Genomic DNA, 15,386 nt, shown 5'->3' with positions numbered 1-15,386 from the left:
TGTTATAACCAATAGAAGAAAAGTTTACCTGCTTCTTTTAAGTATATTGGTGTTCCTATTAAGATTGGGATAAAGGCATAGGATATTTCAATAGAATTGATGTAAATTCCTAATACTATTAGTAATATTGATACAAACAGTAAAAAGTAGCTGAGGTTTTTTTTCCTTAAGCATGCTACTAAAAAGTTTATTGGTATTAGTAGCAAGAATAAATAAGCATAAAATTTGTTGTTTACTGTTGAAGAGAAGAAATTATATGTGTGTTCATAAGCATTAATAGGGACTAGAGAGATATAGAGCATCGAAAAAGTAAAAATTAAGTAAATAGTATAAGTTATTGATTTTATCTTGAAATCACATATATATAAGCTAAGAAAAAATAAATTTAGTGATGAAAATACGGTTATTAGGTGATAAAATTTCATGAAATAATAAAATTCTAGGCTTAATATATTATTTAAAAGATAATATTTAAAAATTGAAATGGGATCAAGTATATATATACAAGTAAAACAATAAAAAAATACAAATTGTATGTTGTTTGTTCTTTTATAGTTAATGTATGCCCAAATGGAGCCTATGATTCCAATGATGAAGATAAAGAATTTATTAACCAAAATTAACAAGTTTTGATTATAAATTTTAACAAGGTAGGTATAGAAGTTTATACTAAAGTTTACGTAATATATAAATATTGATATAACAATTATTCCTAAAGTGACGGTTGTAAGCAAGAAAATGTTTAATTTTGTAAAGAGTGTTTTCATCTGAATTCCCAAGAATTTAGTGTTTTTCTCATTTTAATTATTTTTTTTATTCTAGCATCAAGTTTGGCAAAGAAATCTATTTTAGTTTTTGCTTCAATTAAGTTAACATTCACAGTGTAATTTCTTAATTCTAAGTTTTCAGCTTTTTCATTTGGAATAATGAAAGCTACTATATCATAAGAGTTGTTGTTTAATGATAGTACTATTTTATAAAAATTTTTTGGTACTAAAATCTTATTCTTTCCAATAAATCCTTTATTTTCTGTTAAAATTCCTGCACTAACAATGTATAGCTTTTTTTTTAATATAGCCCATTTTCTAACTAGTTTTTCAAGTTTAAGCCAGATCCCTGAGTTGAATTCTCTTTGTTGAGGAGATATATTTGATAGAAAATAGGTATCTAGCATTGCATCTTTGGAAAAAGACATGTCAGCAGAACTAACTATGTGACCTCTGTCATATCCGCTTCTTAGATAATCGCTTAGCTTGGGAGCTATTCCTTTTATGTCTTTATCTTCAAAAAATGTTTTACTTCTCTTTATTTTACCTGTTCTAAGCAAGTTTAAAGCTAATTCAACCATTTCTCTTTTTAATTGATAAGCGACCCATTCTGATTGTCTTGCACTCTCAGCATACCCTAAGGAGTAGTATTTTTTATGTAGAACTTGGGTAGTAAGATATCCCTTTGGTAAGAGATATTTTTCTTCTAGTTCTGCTGGAATTTCAGGTTCGTATATTCTATCTTTGAGTTTTTCTAAATAATTAGAAGCTATTTCTTTTATTTTATTTAAGATCTTAGGGTTTTGATATAGGAATAAAGTTCCCAGTAAGATTAATATATAAAAACATAATAAGATTTTTAACTTCCTTTTCATGGGTTTACCTCTTTGCTATTTTTAAGATTATATCTAATGCCAAAATCAAAAGAAATATTGAATGTATCGAGCAATAGACATTCAATTTTTGAGTATATGTTTAAATAGGGTGTGGCTTTTTTTGTAGAGAATTCAAAGAATATGTATGGTTCTATTGTATAAGGTAATTTGCCATAAAATTTGAAATCTCCTATTATGTTTGTTGAGAGGTAAAATCGTATACCAATACCTGTAGTGGAAGACAAATATTTCATTTTTTTAGACAAATTTATGATGTGCCAGTTTATTCCTGCTCCAATATGGGAACTTGAGTATTTTATTTTTTTAGATATGTTGTATTCTTCAATCATTAAGATCATACAAACAGCCATTAAATCAAGATTGTTAATAGAAAATACGTAATAAGGTCTAAATATTATGTGATTGATTTTTGAATTTAAAAAAAATCCTGTTCCAATTCCTGTTCCCGTTGAATAGGTAAATCCTCTGTTGACCGAGAGAAAATCATTTTCATTATTACTTGATCTTTCTTTTAGTGTAAGACTTTCTTTTGTATTTGCTTTGTCTTTCTTTTGTACTTCATTATTTGCAGAATATAAATTAGTATATAGTAATAAAAAGCAAAAGTTGATTATTTTTTTCATAATAGAATTAAATTAAATCATATAAAATAATTTGGAAATAAAGAAGTGGGGGTGAGGAAGAAGATGTTTGATGTTTGTACTATGGTAAAATTAGTATAGGTGCTTAGGAGGTTAAGGTTATGTTTTTAGATTTTTTAAAGAAAGAACTTATTTTTATATCTACTGAAATAAGTTCCAAGGATGAGGCAATTAATTTTTTAGTTGATCAAGTAAGTAAGAGAGGATATACAAATGATAGGTCTGGATTTCTTAAGGGATTGCTTGAAAGAGAGAATATCAGTGATACATCTTGGGAGAATGGGGTTGCTATTCCTCATTTTATAGGGGATGTTGTTGAATCAAGTTTTATTTCCTTGCTTTATATAAAAGGCGAAGGCATAAAATGGTCTGATGATAATCCTCCTGTTAATTTGATATTTTTAATTTGTATGTCTAGAAGTCAACAAGGTAGTGATCACATCAAATCGATAGCTTTCATAGCCAAGTTGTTTGAAAACGATTGTTTTAAAAATGTATTAAAAGTTATTAATAATTCTGATGAGATTTATTCTTATATAGAAAATGTTGAAAACACTTCTACAGATGATTCTGGCAGTGTATCTAAGCCAGAAAGAATATTAGCTGTTTGTGCTTGTCCTGTAGGAATTGCTCATACATATATTGCTGCTAAGAAGCTTGAAATGGAAGCTAAGAAACAAGGGTATAGCATTAAAGTTGAGACACAAGGATCTATTGGTATTGATAATCCTTTAACAGAGACAGATATTAAAGCTGCTGATGTTGTAATACTTGCGGTGGATAAGGATGTTGATGAAGAGAGATTTAGTGGTAAAAGAGTTTACAAGGTTTCAACTTCAAGGGCTATCAACAATGTAGAAAATGTTATTAAAGAAGCATTTGGGGCTCCCATATTAAATTATGAAAATGTTCATATTAATAAAGGTAAATCTGGTGAGAGTAAGTTTGGTTTTTATAAGTATTTAATGAGTGGTGTCTCTCCTATGATTCCAATTGTAGCAAGTGGTGGTATTTTGATAGCTCTTGGGATATCCTTTGCAGGAGTTGGTTCTGATGGTCCAAATTTTAATGATTATCCTTTTTATAAGACAATTACAGATATTGGTGGTGTGGCTTTTGGCATGATGTTGCCAGTGCTTTCAGGATTTATTGCTATGGCAATTGCTGATAAACCAGGTCTTGCACCAGGTCTTGTAGGTGGTGTACTTGCCAGAGATACCAAGGCAGGATTTTTAGGAGCGATACTTGTGGGTTTTATGGCAGGTTTTGTTGCTAAATGGATAGCAAAGAGAAAGATTCCTGAATGGCTTAAGCCTGTAATGCCTATATTTGTAATTCCGTTAATAAGCACTGTTATTATTGGACTTTTCATGATTTACGTGGGTGTTTATATTGGTCAATTTATGGAATTACTTGAAAGTAGCCTTAAATCGCTTCATAATGACTCACAGGCTTATGGTATTATAGGGAAATTATTGCTTGGATTAATACTTGGTGCTATGGTATCAGTTGATATGGGAGGACCCTTTAATAAAGTTGCATTCCTTTTTGGTGTCGGTATGATTCCTCAAGTTCCACAGATAATGGGTATGGTTGCATCAGCTATTCCTGTTCCTCCTATGGCTATGGGACTTGCTACTCTAATTATGCCTAAATTATTTGAAGAGGAAGAGCGAGAGTCTGGAAAAATATCTTTCTTAATTTCATTTATTGGTATTAGTGAGGGAGCTATTCCTTTTGCTGCTAGTGATCCTGCAAGGGTGTTACCTTCAATAGTAATTGGAGGTGCTGTTGCAAGTATTATTGCGGCATTTTTAGGGGTTGCAGATCATGCTCCACACGGAGGGCCAATAGTTCTTCCTGTAGTTGATAATAAATTAGGATTTGTTATTGCAATAGCTGTTGGTGTTGCCGTTGCGACAAGTTTGGTTATCTTTTTAAAATCTTTAAAAGTTAAGGAATCTAATGAGAGTTGATAATATATTTTTGATGAGAAATGAAATTAAGGAATACGATTGGGGTGGAATTAGTTTCATCCCCTATCTTTTGGGTCAGAGGGAAGATGGTTTACCTAAGGCCGAGATGTGGCTTGGAGCACATAAGACATTTTCTAGTAAGATATTAGTTGATGGTCAGTATATTGCTCTTTGTGATTTTTTAGAAAATTATGATGATCTTTTGGGATGTAAGGGTGAATTACCATTTTTATTTAAGGTTCTCTCAGCCCAAAGGCCTCTATCAATTCAGATACATCCTTCAAAAGAGACTGCTTTAAAAGGCTTTGAACTTGAAAATGTTAAAGGCATAGGTATTAATGATTTTGAGAGGATTTATAAGGATCAGAATCCAAAGGTAGAGCTTGTTTATGCATTAAGCGATTTTTATGCTCTTAAAGGATTTTTGCCTCTCTTTGAAATTATCAGTATATGTAGAAAGTTGAAATTAGATTTTCATTTTACAACACATAAAGAGTTTATAAGAAATGTATTTAGTTTGCAAAAGTATGAAATCGAGAATGCTATTAGTAAAATAAAAGAAAATTTGGGTTCCATAGATGATTTTAGAGCTTATTGGTTTAATGAAATTCATAAGATATATGGGGTAGATATTGGTCTTTTAGTGTTTTTAGGGATGCGTATTTTTAAATTAAATCCGGGCGAAGTACTTTATACAGAAAGTCAAGAAGTTCATGCTTATCTTAAGGGTGAATGCCTTGAACTTATGACTAATTCGGACAATGTGATTAGAGCAGGTCTTACCACTAAATATATTGATAAGGATGAGATGCTTAAGGTTGGTAAGTTTGAAGAGGGGATGGTCTCCTTATTAAGGAGTGAAAATATTGATGGTTTTAATGTATTTAAGCTTCCAGGTACTGATTTGAGTTTATTACAGAGAAACATAAATGAAAAAATTTGCTTTAAACAAGATGGTGTAATGATATTGTTAGTTATGAATGGGAAAATTCAGATTAATAATAAGTTTTTCCTTAAGAAGGGAGAGAGCGTATTTATAAGAAATTTTGGTGAGGAATTATTAATTTGTGGAGAGGGCGAAATTTTTATTGCACTCTCTTTATAACAGAATTTTGGTCGTTTGAATTTAGTAAGGGTTTAATTATTTGTATAAATTTATATAAAAACTCTGATGAATCCAATTGCAAAGAATTTAAATCGCAGTCCTTCAAATATTATTTTTGGTTCTGTAAGGAGTATTGTTGGACCAATTGTAGGATAAGTTTTAAATCCTAATGACAAGTTTTTTGCAACTTTATATTCAATTGATAAAGGTAGTCTGGCGACTATTCCTATTCTATTATAAGGGGAGGGTTGTTGAGCTCCAGGTGGAATTAAATTTGCTTGGGACCAATCTATCCCAATTCCAAACCCTCCTCCGATTATTAAAGATGTTCCTATTTGTTGTCTAAAAGTTAGGTCAACAGCAATTAAATTGTAAGGCTTAAAATTTGCAGAACTGAAGTATAGGAAACTACCATATCCCAGATCGATATCTATATACGGAATTGAAATTAAAAGATTAATAAGGGGATTTCCAGTTCCTGTTCCTACTGCAAATGAAAAAGGATTCTTTATACTTTTGATTGCGTAATGATTTTTTTTAGTGATGTGTTGTTTAGGTTTTTCAGAGGTAGGTTTAGGTTTTTCAGAGGTAGGTTTAGGTTTTTCAGAGGTAGGTTTAGGTTTTTCAGAGGTAGGTTTAAGTTTTTCAGAGGTAGGTTTAGGTTTTTCAGAGGTAGGTTTAGGTTTTTCAGAGGTAGGTTTAGGTTTTTCAGAGGTAGGTTTAGGTTTTTCAGAGGTAGGTTTAGGTTTTTCAGAGGTAGGTTTAGGTTTTTCAGAGGTAGGTTTAGGTTTTTCAGAGGTAGGTTTAGGTTTTTCAGAGGTAGGTTTAGGTTTTTCAGAGGTAGGTTTAGGTTTTTCAGAGGTAGGTTTAGGTTTTTCAGAGGTAGGTTTAAGTTTTTCAGAGGTAGGTTTAGGTTTTTCAGAGGTAGGTTTATCATTTGTGATGCATATGGTTCCATCATCTTTTTTTTTACATTCTATGGAATAAGCATTGTTAGATTGAGAAAAAGCAGAATAGTATAAATTAAATATTAACAATAATATGACTATTTTTTTTGCTTTTTTTTCCATTCATTTTTCCTTATATGTATATTTTTATGAATCCAAAACCAAAAAATCCAAATCTTATTCCTTCCATTGATGTGGGATTTAATGTCATTGTTCCTCCAAGTGTTGTTACAGCCTTGAAGCCTATTACAACGTTAGTTAAGAAACTGTATTCTAGTATAATAGGAAGTCTAAGTACAATTCCCAATCTATTGTTAGATGAGGTTATTGAGAATTGATCTTTCTTAGTGTTATTATTTCCTTGTTGTATATTTGAAGCATCTTGATCATTTGATTTTATCTGAGACAAGTCTGTGCCTATTCCGAGTCCACCAGTAATTGTTGTGTTTTGATAAATTTCTTCTTTAAAGAGGATGTCAATTCCAAAGACAACATAGGGGATGAAATTGTTGGGTTGTAATCCATTAAATCCTCCATATCCAAAATCTATGTCTACATATGGAAAATTAATTATAATATTGGTGATAGGGTTACCAATTCCAAACCCTATTCCAAATGACCTATCTTGAATTTGTTGCTCATTTAATATCTTATTAAGCGCTGATGTATCAATTGTTGTTGCAACAGATAGACTTGCTAAAAAGATCATAATCAATTTTAATAATGGTTTCATAATTTTTCCTCCAATTATATCTGATTAAGTGGTTACAATTCTTAACATTATGTTTCATGAAATATAGTGTATGAAGAGATTCTCCAGTATCTAATATTTCTGTGCTTTTTTTATTTTGTATATTTTTAGTATTAAAATTTTGTTTGTTAGTTAAGATTAGCTTTTGGTTCAGTTTTAAAATGTCATAAGTTAAGAAACTAGCAGTGTCGATGACATGTCGTCCTGATTTTTTAGAACTGGTGAACGTAGATTTATGCATAGTATTCTTGACATTTCCTTTTGGTTTGGATTTTTGGTATGACATTATGATTAAACTTATAAATGGTTTTCTACATATCTTTTTCAAATACCTGTTATAGAACATAGACAATATCTTTACAATTTATAAAGTAAATATTATAGCAAAGATTTATATTAAAAATATGTCAAACATATTTTTAATATAAATATAAATAAATATAAATTTACGTATAGGTTTGTCTTGTGAGTAAATTTACTTTTTTATCTTGTTTATAGGTTTTAGAGGCATATTTTTATTGTATAATAATTTTTATTTAGTACTTTTACTATTTTCTTGTTGGTTAAAGATTAAGTAGTATTTAGATGGATAATTATTGTAGATAAAATGTCATTAATTATAAGTCGGAAGAGATTTTTTTCTTTTCAAAGCAAATTGCATTGTTTTTTATAATGAAAATTTTTAAAAGAAAGGTGAAGTTTATGGGTGATTTTATTTCTTCAAAGGAAGAAGAATTTTCTAAATGGTATTTGGATATAGTACAAAAGGCGAAACTAGTTGATTATAGCCCTGTTAAAGGGTGTATGGTTATTATGCCTTATGGATATGCTATTTGGGAGAGAATTAAGAGTGTGCTTGATGGTAAGTTTAAAGAAACAGGACATGAAAATGCATATTTCCCATTGCTTATTCCTTATGAGTTTTTGGAAAGAGAAAAGGAACATGTTGAGGGTTTCTCACCAGAGCTTGCTATTGTAACAACTGCTGGTGGTGAAGAATTGTCAAAATCTTTGGTTTTAAGGCCTACTTCTGAGACGGTTATTTGGAATATGTATAGCAAATGGATAAAGTCTTATAGAGATTTGCCTGTTAAGATAAATCAATGGGCAAATATTATTCGTTGGGAGAAAAGAACAAGACCATTTCTCCGTACCACTGAATTTTTGTGGCAAGAAGGACATACTGCACATGAAACTGCTAAGGAAGCTGAAGAGGAGGTTTTATTTATTTTAAATCTTTATAAAAGGTTTGTTGAAGATTATTTGTCTATTCCTGTATTTTGTGGGCAAAAGACGGAAAGTGAAAAATTTGCAGGTGCTGTGTCTACCTACACAATTGAAGCATTGATGCAAGATAAAAAAGCTTTACAATTAGGAACATCTCATTATTTAGGATTAAATTTTGCTAAGGCTTTTGATGTTAAGTTCCAGAACAAGAGAGGTGAGATGGAATATGTTTTTGCAACTAGTTGGGGAGTTTCAACTAGGTTAATTGGGGCATTGATTATGGTTCATGCGGATAACAAAGGTTTGATATTGCCCCCAAAAATAGCACCAATTGAAATTATTATTGTTCCTATTTTTAAAGGAGATGATGAGGCTAATAAAAAGGTACTTGAATATTCTACTACTATTTTTAATATTTTAAAAAGGGAAAAGTTTAGAGTTGAACTTGATAGGGATATTAAGAATTCTCCAGGATTTAGATTTGCGGCTGCAGAACTTAAGGGTATTCCAATACGTATTGAGATAGGTTCTAATGATATTCTTATGGATTGTGTAACTGTTGCTAGAAGGGATAAGGATAAAAACTCTAAGTATCAGGTATCAGTTAGAGAGCTGTCATCTAAAATGAGACATGAGCTTGAGGCTATGCAATGTGCATTGTTTAATAGGGCACTAAGGTTTAGAAATTTGCATACTAAAGAAATTATTGGGTCTAAAGAAGATGACTATTACATTTTTAAGACTTATATCAGTGAGCATTTGGGATTTGTGCTTTCTTCATGGTGTGGAAATAAAGTTTGTGAAGAGAGTATTAAAAATGATACAAAGGCTACAATACGGTGCATTCCTGAAGATTTTAAAAATAGGACTTTAGATAATTTGACTTGTATTTATTGCAACTCAGCAGCCAAGGACCTTGCCTTGTTTGCAAGAGCTTACTAATGTTTAGTTCATTTAAATTTATTTAAAAATTAATTTAAGTATCTTTTAGTTCATTCAAATCTATTATTTGCATTATTGCAATATTGGAGGTGAAATCTATCATTAGAGCTAGAGATGTTAAGATTGGGAGTATTGGTATTATATTAGAATGACTAAGCTCAATTCCTTTTGTGTAAGTTGAACATAGCATTGTGATTATGTAAATTAAACTATTTGGTATGTGTGGGAATGCGAAAATGCAGAGAAATGCTAATACGCTCATATAGCCTATTTCATAGATTGATATGGGCAAACTAGAGTAGGATTTTAAAATAATGAAAAATGAAATTGTTGATATAAAAATTGTTCCAGATTTGGAAATAAAGTTGATTATCGGTATATTTGTTATTATTGATTTTTTTACTTTTATTTTTTCATTTTTAATATCTTCTATTAAAATAGAATAGGGCGCATAGGTGTCCATCGTTAAACCTGCAAATATTATGTTTTGTATGGATATTAAGATGTTCTTATATGATAATTTAAAGTTTTTGGTAAATCGATAGCTAATCATTGGAATTATTATTAGGATAATAATAATTGTCCATAATGATAAGAAAATTATGCTGTCAATGTAATATTGATAGTTTTTAAATTTTGTTAAATTTATAGTATATGATGCTGTAATGAAAATAATTCCAAAGTGGAGTAGTTTGACAACTATTCCGTTTGCATTGTAAAAGAGATTTGAGATGCTTAAAATAAGTTCTCTAGCAATTCTTCCTTTTTGTTTTGCATAGTAAAAACTAGTGCCAATGATGATTGAAATAATATAGATACTTAAAAGATTTGGATTACTGTTTGTTAGTATTGTAAAAATATTTTTTGGAAAAAATGTTTCAAGAAATGTTGTTTTATCAAACGTATATAGATTTCGAATATTTTTGTCTAGTATTGGAATTCTTTGTGGTAGATATATTGTTGCAATTGCAATTGATATGAGTGCTCCTATGATGTTAATTAAGATTCCATAATATATTGTTTTTCCAAATAATCTTCTGAATTTTTTATTCTCAATAATGTTTTCTATTCCAAGTGGAATTGAGAATATTAAAAAAGGAATTAGTGAAAAATAAGCTAACCTTATGAATATTTGTGACAGTATATTATAAGCTTCAGAGGGAAGAAACAATCCAAGTAATATTCCAATAGGCATTGTTAGAAAGAATTTTACTTTTGTATTCATAAGTTGTTCCTTTGTAAGTTTGAAAAATAGTATTCATAGTATAATAAATCTTACTAGATTTTTTGTTAAATATAAACTTTTAGCAATCCTATTTATATTAAAATATATAGGTAATTTCGATTTTAAAGAGTGGAAAGGAAAGTTTTTGTGTCAGTATCCTGACTTGGTTAATACAGATTTGAATTTAAAGTTATCTGAAATTGATGTCGTAGAAGAACATGATAAAAATTTTTTTATCGATGGTTATTACAGGAATCTTATCTTGAGTGATAAGAATATTGGTTTAAGACTTCATAAAGTGTTGTTGGATTATTTGAGTTCACAATCAGAACAAGAAGGTAACAGAATTGATAAATATAGACGAATAATTAACATTTATTGGGAATTTTTGAAATCAATAATCAAAAATGTCTTGAATTTGACTATTGAACAGAAAATTTTATTGAGATTTGCAGCCTTTCTTTCAAGTACTCTCGGTAATGAACTTAAATCTTTAATTTCATATTGATATTAGAAATCGAGCTATAGGGCGAGGTAAGATATTAATACCTATGTATTCTAAGGATTTAAGAAAAGCTATCATTTTTGGTATTGGAGATTTTTTTGGCAGCTTGCAAAAGATCAAGCATCTTTTAGATGTATGGAAAAAGGAATAACCAGTCAATATTATGAGTACTATTCTAAATTTATTAAGAAAGGCAATATTAATAATTTCTTTGTAGATGATTATTTCCTTTGGTTAGATAAGTAGAATAGGGGGAGTTCCAATACTTGAGAAAATGCTTCTTAGGATAATGTGATGCAATGCTCCTTTTTCTAAGGATTTAAAGGAAGAGCTTAGTAAAAAGTTTTTTGTGTATAAAGATCTTTTTGAGAAGGATAAGAATATTGAAATATTAGATGAATATTAGTTGTCTTATATTATTTTATACTTTTTTAGAAGATTTTTTATTTTTTTATTTTTTAAATTCTTAACTTCTTTTTTATATTCATCTTTAATATAAACGTTTTGTTTCAGTAATAACTCTATTAAATCAGCATTTTCAGTTTCTATTGCAGCTTGTATAGGTGTTTTTCCATTATTAAGAGTAAGACTTAAATCAGCACCTTTTTCTTTTAAAAGATTAAATATTTTTTTATTGCTTAAGTATATTGCCCAAAATATTGATGAATGTTCTGTTTCATCTATTTTATTGATTTGCATTCCGTATTCTATTAATGTTTTTGTAGTTTGAAAATCATTATTGATTATTGAGATTGATAGGGGAGATATTTTGTATTTGAAATTTATTTCTGCAGCGAGATTTAGTGATATTAAAGTACCTGTTATGTTTTGGAAGTATACAGATGTAATTAGAAATTCATTTTTTATTTTTTGTAACTCTTTTAACAGATTACTGTTATTTAAGTCTATTGACTCTACAAACTTATCGAATTTTTTTTTGTTTATTTCATATTCTCTGCTGCTAAGACTATAAATTGTTTGTGATAATTCTTTTATGATTTTTATGTTCTCATTTACATTTGAAAATGTAATAAGTTGTGTTAAGAGTAGCATTAACAATGTTTTCATTGATTTTAACTTTTAAGTAGTGTGTTGAGATTGTTTTGTAAGCATATTTTGCTTAGGTTGATCGTTATTAAACAGTATGACTGCCATTTTGTCTTTGTCATCAGTGATTATTAAACCGTCTTCAACACTTTTAGGGGATATAAATATGAGTTGTAAGGCATTATTTGTATAGTCTAGTAGACAAAAGTATTCTTTTCTTTCCTTAGTTATTAATTTGATGGCGTTTTTATATGAAATTTGTAGCTTTGGGTTAAGTCCTATTATTTCAAATGTTCCAGAATTTGGGAGATTATAAATTTTTTTATCTATTTCCCAAACAAAGGTTTTATCGCTTTTAAATTCAAGATTTCCATATTGTTTGTTTATTAATGTTCCATAGGATATTAATCTACTTATTAGATTTTGATTTTGTTTTTCTGCTTCAAGAATAATTTTTTTAATATTTTGTTCAATAATAACGAATGTTGCCTCGAGGTTTCGTTCTTTAGCTTTTATAATTGACTTGTAGTAGTTTTGGGTTTCTTTTAATAAGAGAATAAAATCTTCCTTTGAGGTTTCAGATCTAAATAAAAATCCATTAGGTTTTACCTCTTCAACAGCATTGAATTTGAAGTGTAGGGTTAATTCAGGTATATTGATTTTTATTTCATTTTTGTGAGTAAAAAATAGCCCATAATCTTCTCTTAATAAGTTGGTATTATAAGTGTTATTGGCTATCATTTTTTCGTAGTAGAGTGGTCTTAAATATTTAATGTTTTTAAATGTGTTGGTTGCATGATCCTGGGAAGCTTGATCTAATGGACTTGTGATTATTGTGCCTGTAATATTATCGAACACTTCAAGTGAGTAATCAAAAACATAACCTTTGTATCCATCTTTTGTTAAGACTTGTATCCATCTTCCTTTAAGTGAACCTGCTTTTGTTTCTTCTCCAATATATATTATTTTTAATATGGTTTCTTTTGGAATGCGATATATTATGTTTTCTACATAGCTGTCTGGAGAGGTTCTAAGGGGCAAGAGATCTTTTTTACTTATAGCATATTTGCTTACATATGGTTGAATACTTACTTGAAATTTTTCTGCTTCTTTTTTTGTTTGAAACTTTTCTATTATGAATTTATGTACGATAAATTTTATCCCATTATAGCTTATTGTAATTGTTTTTTTTTCTTGATTAGTATCTTCTATGTTTACAAGTGATCCATTTGGAAGTTTTTCTCTATTGTTTGAATCTAGAACAATTCCGTATTTGTATTTATTATTCTTATTGAAACAAGAGAGATAAGAAAGAAATAATATGATTAGTAAAATATAAATTAATTTTTTATCCATGTTAAAGTTCTGGTAGTTTTTATTAGCCTTAAAATGTGTTTTGTTATACATTGCTTTATTATATAATAAAAACAATGAGGTTATTAGTTCAAGCGTTTGGGATAGTTCTGATTTTTATCTGTTGCAAGATTAAGCAGAGCGAAATTCATAGTCTCATAGGTCTTTTAGAAAAGTCAAATAAAAAGAGTTTAGATAGATTCCTTATTATTGATAGAATAGTTGATATTCACATGCGTAATAAAGATTATAAAGATGCTTTGAGAATTGTAAATCAAGGAATTGTTAATGATGAAAGTGGGGAATATTATCCTTTGTATTTTTATTTGATGGGTAATGTGTATTCATTCATTAATGAAGATTTAGTAGCTTTTACTTATTACAGATATGTTTTTGATAATTTTGATGATTATATTTATGAAAATAGTTCTGTAAAATTAGATATTGCAAAAAGGGTGATCAATCTAAGTATTGGAGCTGGGTATAAAATACGTTACTATAAATTATTGCTTGATGCTGCTGATGAGAGTCTTACAAATGCAGATAGAGGCAATTATTATTACAATCTTGCTTTAAGTTTAGAGAATATTCAAGATTATGATGAGGCTTATTTTTATTATAAAAAGTTGCTTTCAATACCAAGGTCAGATTTAAGAATAGATTCCATAGACTATTCTGGTGTTGTTACTAAGATTAATTATTATGATAATCCGGACTTTACAATTTATAGAAATTTGAATGATTTGATACGAGATGTTAAGAGATATATTTATTCTGGAAATACTGCAAAGTTATTAAGTATAAGGGATAAACACAATTTTTTTATTCAAAGTTGGGATCAAAGAGGTGGTAGAGGCAATTCAATTAATACAAACAGTTTTTTGACAACGATGATTAAGCTTGGAAGTAGACGAAAAAATGGAATACAGTTTGCAAGTAATTTTGAAGCTGATTCTAGTGATGATATATCTTATCTTGGTTCTAGTGGTTGGGAGCACATTTGGGAATGGTATTTTGTCTTTAAAAAAGTTGCTTATCCAAAGGATCCTGAGATTAATAATGGTTGGGCTTGGATAGGTGTTTATTTGGGGAAAAAATAGGGAGATTTAATGTGAATTTGCTTAATAGTCTTTTGAATTTTTTATTTTTATTTTATTCTAATGTTTCTGTTATAAATGATTCTGTATCGAAGTCGAGTATAAAGAGAATAATTGATTGGGATACGAAGGTCATTTATTTTGATATTATTAAACTAGTAGATGAGGATAGATTTGGTAAAGTTGGGTTTGATACTACATCTAAATTGGTGTTTAGCGTTAATGATTTTAAAGATACTTTAATAAGGCAGTCTCTTTTTGAAATGATAATTGATTCTGATAATAGTTTTAAAGATTATTTTGATTCTGATCCTCATTTAATACTTTATTTTTCAGGACTTGATAGTATTTTAAAAAGAGGATATACTAAGTATTCAGAAGATTTGAAAAATATAACTGTTAGATATGAACTTTGTATTTTTCCTGATTTTATAGACTTGTTTTTCTCTCATAGTAAGCCTTATAGAGTTTTTTATCCATTAATAAATACTAATGTTAATAAGACTGTTTATACGGGAATTATTATTTATGCAGGTGATGATTATAAATCTTCCTCAGGTGATGTTGTGAAGTTAACAGATGCGTTCTTTATTAAAATTTATAATGAAGATATCAAGCTTTACTTTGATAAAAGAATGGTTGATCCAGATGCACTTAGGAAATGGGGAATGCTTGAATATACAAATGACATATTTTACAAAAATAAGGATAGAGTTGGGAATTATCCTTTAAGATTAATCGCCAAAGGAGTTTATGGTAAAAATCATTCAGATATCATACTTGATAAATATTCTATTAGTAAGATATTTTCAGATAATGATAATGTTAATCTTTTAAGGGAAGGTAAGCTTGTTATTATTAAATAAGAGTTTAGAAATATAGTTTGGGGGGGCTTGTCTTTTTTTAT

Annotated in this window: 14 protein-coding genes and 2 pseudogenes; 7 read left to right on the top strand and 9 right to left on the bottom strand. The window is 28.9% G+C overall.

Translation table 11 applies throughout. The features are described from left to right. Nucleotides 1–2 precede the first annotated feature (2 nt). The 3 genes from N187_RS05020 to N187_RS01970 are packed head-to-tail and all read right to left on the bottom strand — an operon-like array spanning nucleotide 3 to nucleotide 2,286. On the bottom strand, nucleotides 3–767 hold the full coding sequence (locus tag N187_RS05020) for a hypothetical protein (protein WP_075550317.1): 765 nt from the start codon (nucleotides 765–767) through the stop codon (nucleotides 3–5). Continuing rightward, nucleotides 764–1,642: a DNA/RNA non-specific endonuclease gene (locus N187_RS01975; protein WP_025419593.1), complete on the bottom strand. Its 879-nt coding sequence runs from the start codon at nucleotides 1,640–1,642 to the stop codon at nucleotides 764–766. Before N187_RS01975 ends, N187_RS05020 begins: the two co-directional genes overlap by 4 nt. Beyond that, nucleotides 1,639–2,286, bottom strand: coding sequence for a hypothetical protein (locus N187_RS01970; RefSeq protein ID WP_025419592.1), 648 nt, complete (start codon nucleotides 2,284–2,286; stop codon nucleotides 1,639–1,641). The genes N187_RS01975 and N187_RS01970 overlap by 4 nt, the downstream gene beginning before the upstream one ends. 119 nt (nucleotides 2,287–2,405) lie before the next feature. Between N187_RS01970 and N187_RS01965 the strand changes: the two genes are divergently transcribed. Together N187_RS01965 and manA are read left to right on the top strand one after the other, a co-directional pair. Beyond that, nucleotides 2,406–4,280, top strand: coding sequence for a fructose-specific PTS transporter subunit EIIC (locus N187_RS01965; protein WP_025419591.1), 1,875 nt, complete (start codon nucleotides 2,406–2,408; stop codon nucleotides 4,278–4,280). Next, nucleotides 4,270–5,385, top strand: coding sequence for a mannose-6-phosphate isomerase, class I (gene manA / locus N187_RS01960; RefSeq protein ID WP_025419590.1), 1,116 nt, complete (start codon nucleotides 4,270–4,272; stop codon nucleotides 5,383–5,385). The genes N187_RS01965 and manA overlap by 11 nt, the downstream gene beginning before the upstream one ends. Before the next feature lie 50 nt (nucleotides 5,386–5,435). On the opposite strand, the gene N187_RS01955 is transcribed toward manA, so the two are convergent. The 3 genes and pseudogenes from N187_RS01955 to N187_RS04900 form a co-directional block, all read right to left on the bottom strand. Then, the gene (locus tag N187_RS01955) at nucleotides 5,436–6,455 is read right to left on the bottom strand and encodes a DUF3996 domain-containing protein (RefSeq protein WP_075550316.1); all 1,020 of its coding nucleotides are present in this window, start codon (nucleotides 6,453–6,455) and stop codon (nucleotides 5,436–5,438) included. Nucleotides 6,456–6,465: 10 nt separating this feature from the next. Then, a pseudogene (locus N187_RS01950) lies at nucleotides 6,466–6,954 on the bottom strand (BAPKO_0422 family outer member beta-barrel protein); the annotation flags it as partial. A 46-nt stretch (nucleotides 6,955–7,000) separates the two neighbouring features. Then, nucleotides 7,001–7,324 carry a hypothetical protein gene (locus N187_RS04900; protein ID WP_156922696.1) on the bottom strand — a complete coding sequence of 108 codons (324 nt, stop codon included), beginning with the start codon at nucleotides 7,322–7,324 and terminating at the stop codon, nucleotides 7,001–7,003. 461 nt (nucleotides 7,325–7,785) lie between these two features. Here N187_RS04900 and proS point away from each other — a divergent pair, with 461 nt between their 5' ends. Then, entirely contained in the window at nucleotides 7,786–9,252 is a 1,467-nt protein-coding gene (gene proS / locus N187_RS01945; protein WP_025419587.1) for a proline--tRNA ligase, read from the top strand. Nucleotides 9,253–9,286: 34 nt separating this feature from the next. On the opposite strand, the gene N187_RS01940 is transcribed toward proS, so the two are convergent. Next, nucleotides 9,287–10,477 carry a dicarboxylate/amino acid:cation symporter gene (locus tag N187_RS01940; protein ID WP_025419586.1) on the bottom strand — a complete coding sequence of 397 codons (1,191 nt, stop codon included), beginning with the start codon at nucleotides 10,475–10,477 and terminating at the stop codon, nucleotides 9,287–9,289. 145 nt (nucleotides 10,478–10,622) lie between these two features. On the opposite strand from N187_RS01940, the gene N187_RS05030 reads away from it, so the two are divergent. Both N187_RS05030 and N187_RS05025 read left to right on the top strand, forming a co-directional pair. Beyond that, nucleotides 10,623–10,985, top strand: a complete 363-nt coding sequence (locus N187_RS05030; RefSeq protein ID WP_233275053.1) for a hypothetical protein — start codon at nucleotides 10,623–10,625, stop codon at nucleotides 10,983–10,985. After that, nucleotides 10,981–11,388, top strand: a pseudogene (locus N187_RS05025) (hypothetical protein); the annotation flags it as partial. The gene N187_RS05030 and the pseudogene N187_RS05025, both read left to right, overlap by 5 nt. 5 nt (nucleotides 11,389–11,393) lie before the next feature. Here the strand turns inward: N187_RS05025 and N187_RS01930 are convergent. Together N187_RS01930 and N187_RS01925 are read right to left on the bottom strand one after the other, a co-directional pair. Next, the gene (locus N187_RS01930) at nucleotides 11,394–12,050 is read right to left on the bottom strand and encodes an ankyrin repeat domain-containing protein (protein WP_075550315.1); all 657 of its coding nucleotides are present in this window, start codon (nucleotides 12,048–12,050) and stop codon (nucleotides 11,394–11,396) included. A gap of 12 nt (nucleotides 12,051–12,062) precedes the next feature. Beyond that, nucleotides 12,063–13,385, bottom strand: a complete 1,323-nt coding sequence (locus N187_RS01925; RefSeq protein WP_236844018.1) for an SH3 domain-containing protein — start codon at nucleotides 13,383–13,385, stop codon at nucleotides 12,063–12,065. A 65-nt stretch (nucleotides 13,386–13,450) separates the two neighbouring features. Between N187_RS01925 and N187_RS01920 the strand changes: the two genes are divergently transcribed. Next, entirely contained in the window at nucleotides 13,451–14,482 is a 1,032-nt protein-coding gene (locus tag N187_RS01920; protein WP_407918944.1) for a tetratricopeptide repeat protein, read from the top strand. A gap of 11 nt (nucleotides 14,483–14,493) precedes the next feature. Then, nucleotides 14,494–15,345, top strand: coding sequence for a hypothetical protein (locus N187_RS01915; RefSeq protein ID WP_025419583.1), 852 nt, complete (start codon nucleotides 14,494–14,496; stop codon nucleotides 15,343–15,345). Nucleotides 15,346–15,386 lie beyond the last annotated feature (41 nt).

Source organism: Borrelia anserina Es (assembly GCF_001936255.1).
GTDB classification, from domain to species: domain Bacteria; phylum Spirochaetota; class Spirochaetia; order Borreliales; family Borreliaceae; genus Borrelia; species Borrelia anserina.
This window is presented reverse-complemented; position numbering and strand designations above follow the sequence as displayed.

Bases quoted from the DNA above. Each gene is read 5' to 3' on its own strand.
- N187_RS04900 (WP_156922696.1), bottom strand. From the start codon at position 7,324: ATGCATAAATCTACGTTCACCAGTTCTAAAAAATCAGGACGACATGTC.
- N187_RS01975 (WP_025419593.1), bottom strand. From the start codon at position 1,642: ATGAAAAGGAAGTTAAAAATCTTATTATGTTTTTATATATTAATCTTA.
- N187_RS01930 (WP_075550315.1), bottom strand. From the start codon at position 12,050: ATGAAAACATTGTTAATGCTACTCTTAACACAACTTATTACATTTTCA.
- N187_RS01955 (WP_075550316.1), bottom strand. From the start codon at position 6,455: ATGGAAAAAAAAGCAAAAAAAATAGTCATATTATTGTTAATATTTAAT.
- proS (WP_025419587.1), top strand. From the start codon at position 7,786: ATGGGTGATTTTATTTCTTCAAAGGAAGAAGAATTTTCTAAATGGTAT.
- N187_RS05020 (WP_075550317.1), bottom strand. From the start codon at position 767: ATGAAAACACTCTTTACAAAATTAAACATTTTCTTGCTTACAACCGTC.
- N187_RS01925 (WP_236844018.1), bottom strand. From the start codon at position 13,385: ATGGATAAAAAATTAATTTATATTTTACTAATCATATTATTTCTTTCT.
- N187_RS01940 (WP_025419586.1), bottom strand. From the start codon at position 10,477: ATGAATACAAAAGTAAAATTCTTTCTAACAATGCCTATTGGAATATTA.
- N187_RS01965 (WP_025419591.1), top strand. From the start codon at position 2,406: ATGTTTTTAGATTTTTTAAAGAAAGAACTTATTTTTATATCTACTGAA.
- N187_RS01970 (WP_025419592.1), bottom strand. From the start codon at position 2,286: ATGAAAAAAATAATCAACTTTTGCTTTTTATTACTATATACTAATTTA.
- manA (WP_025419590.1), top strand. From the start codon at position 4,270: ATGAGAGTTGATAATATATTTTTGATGAGAAATGAAATTAAGGAATAC.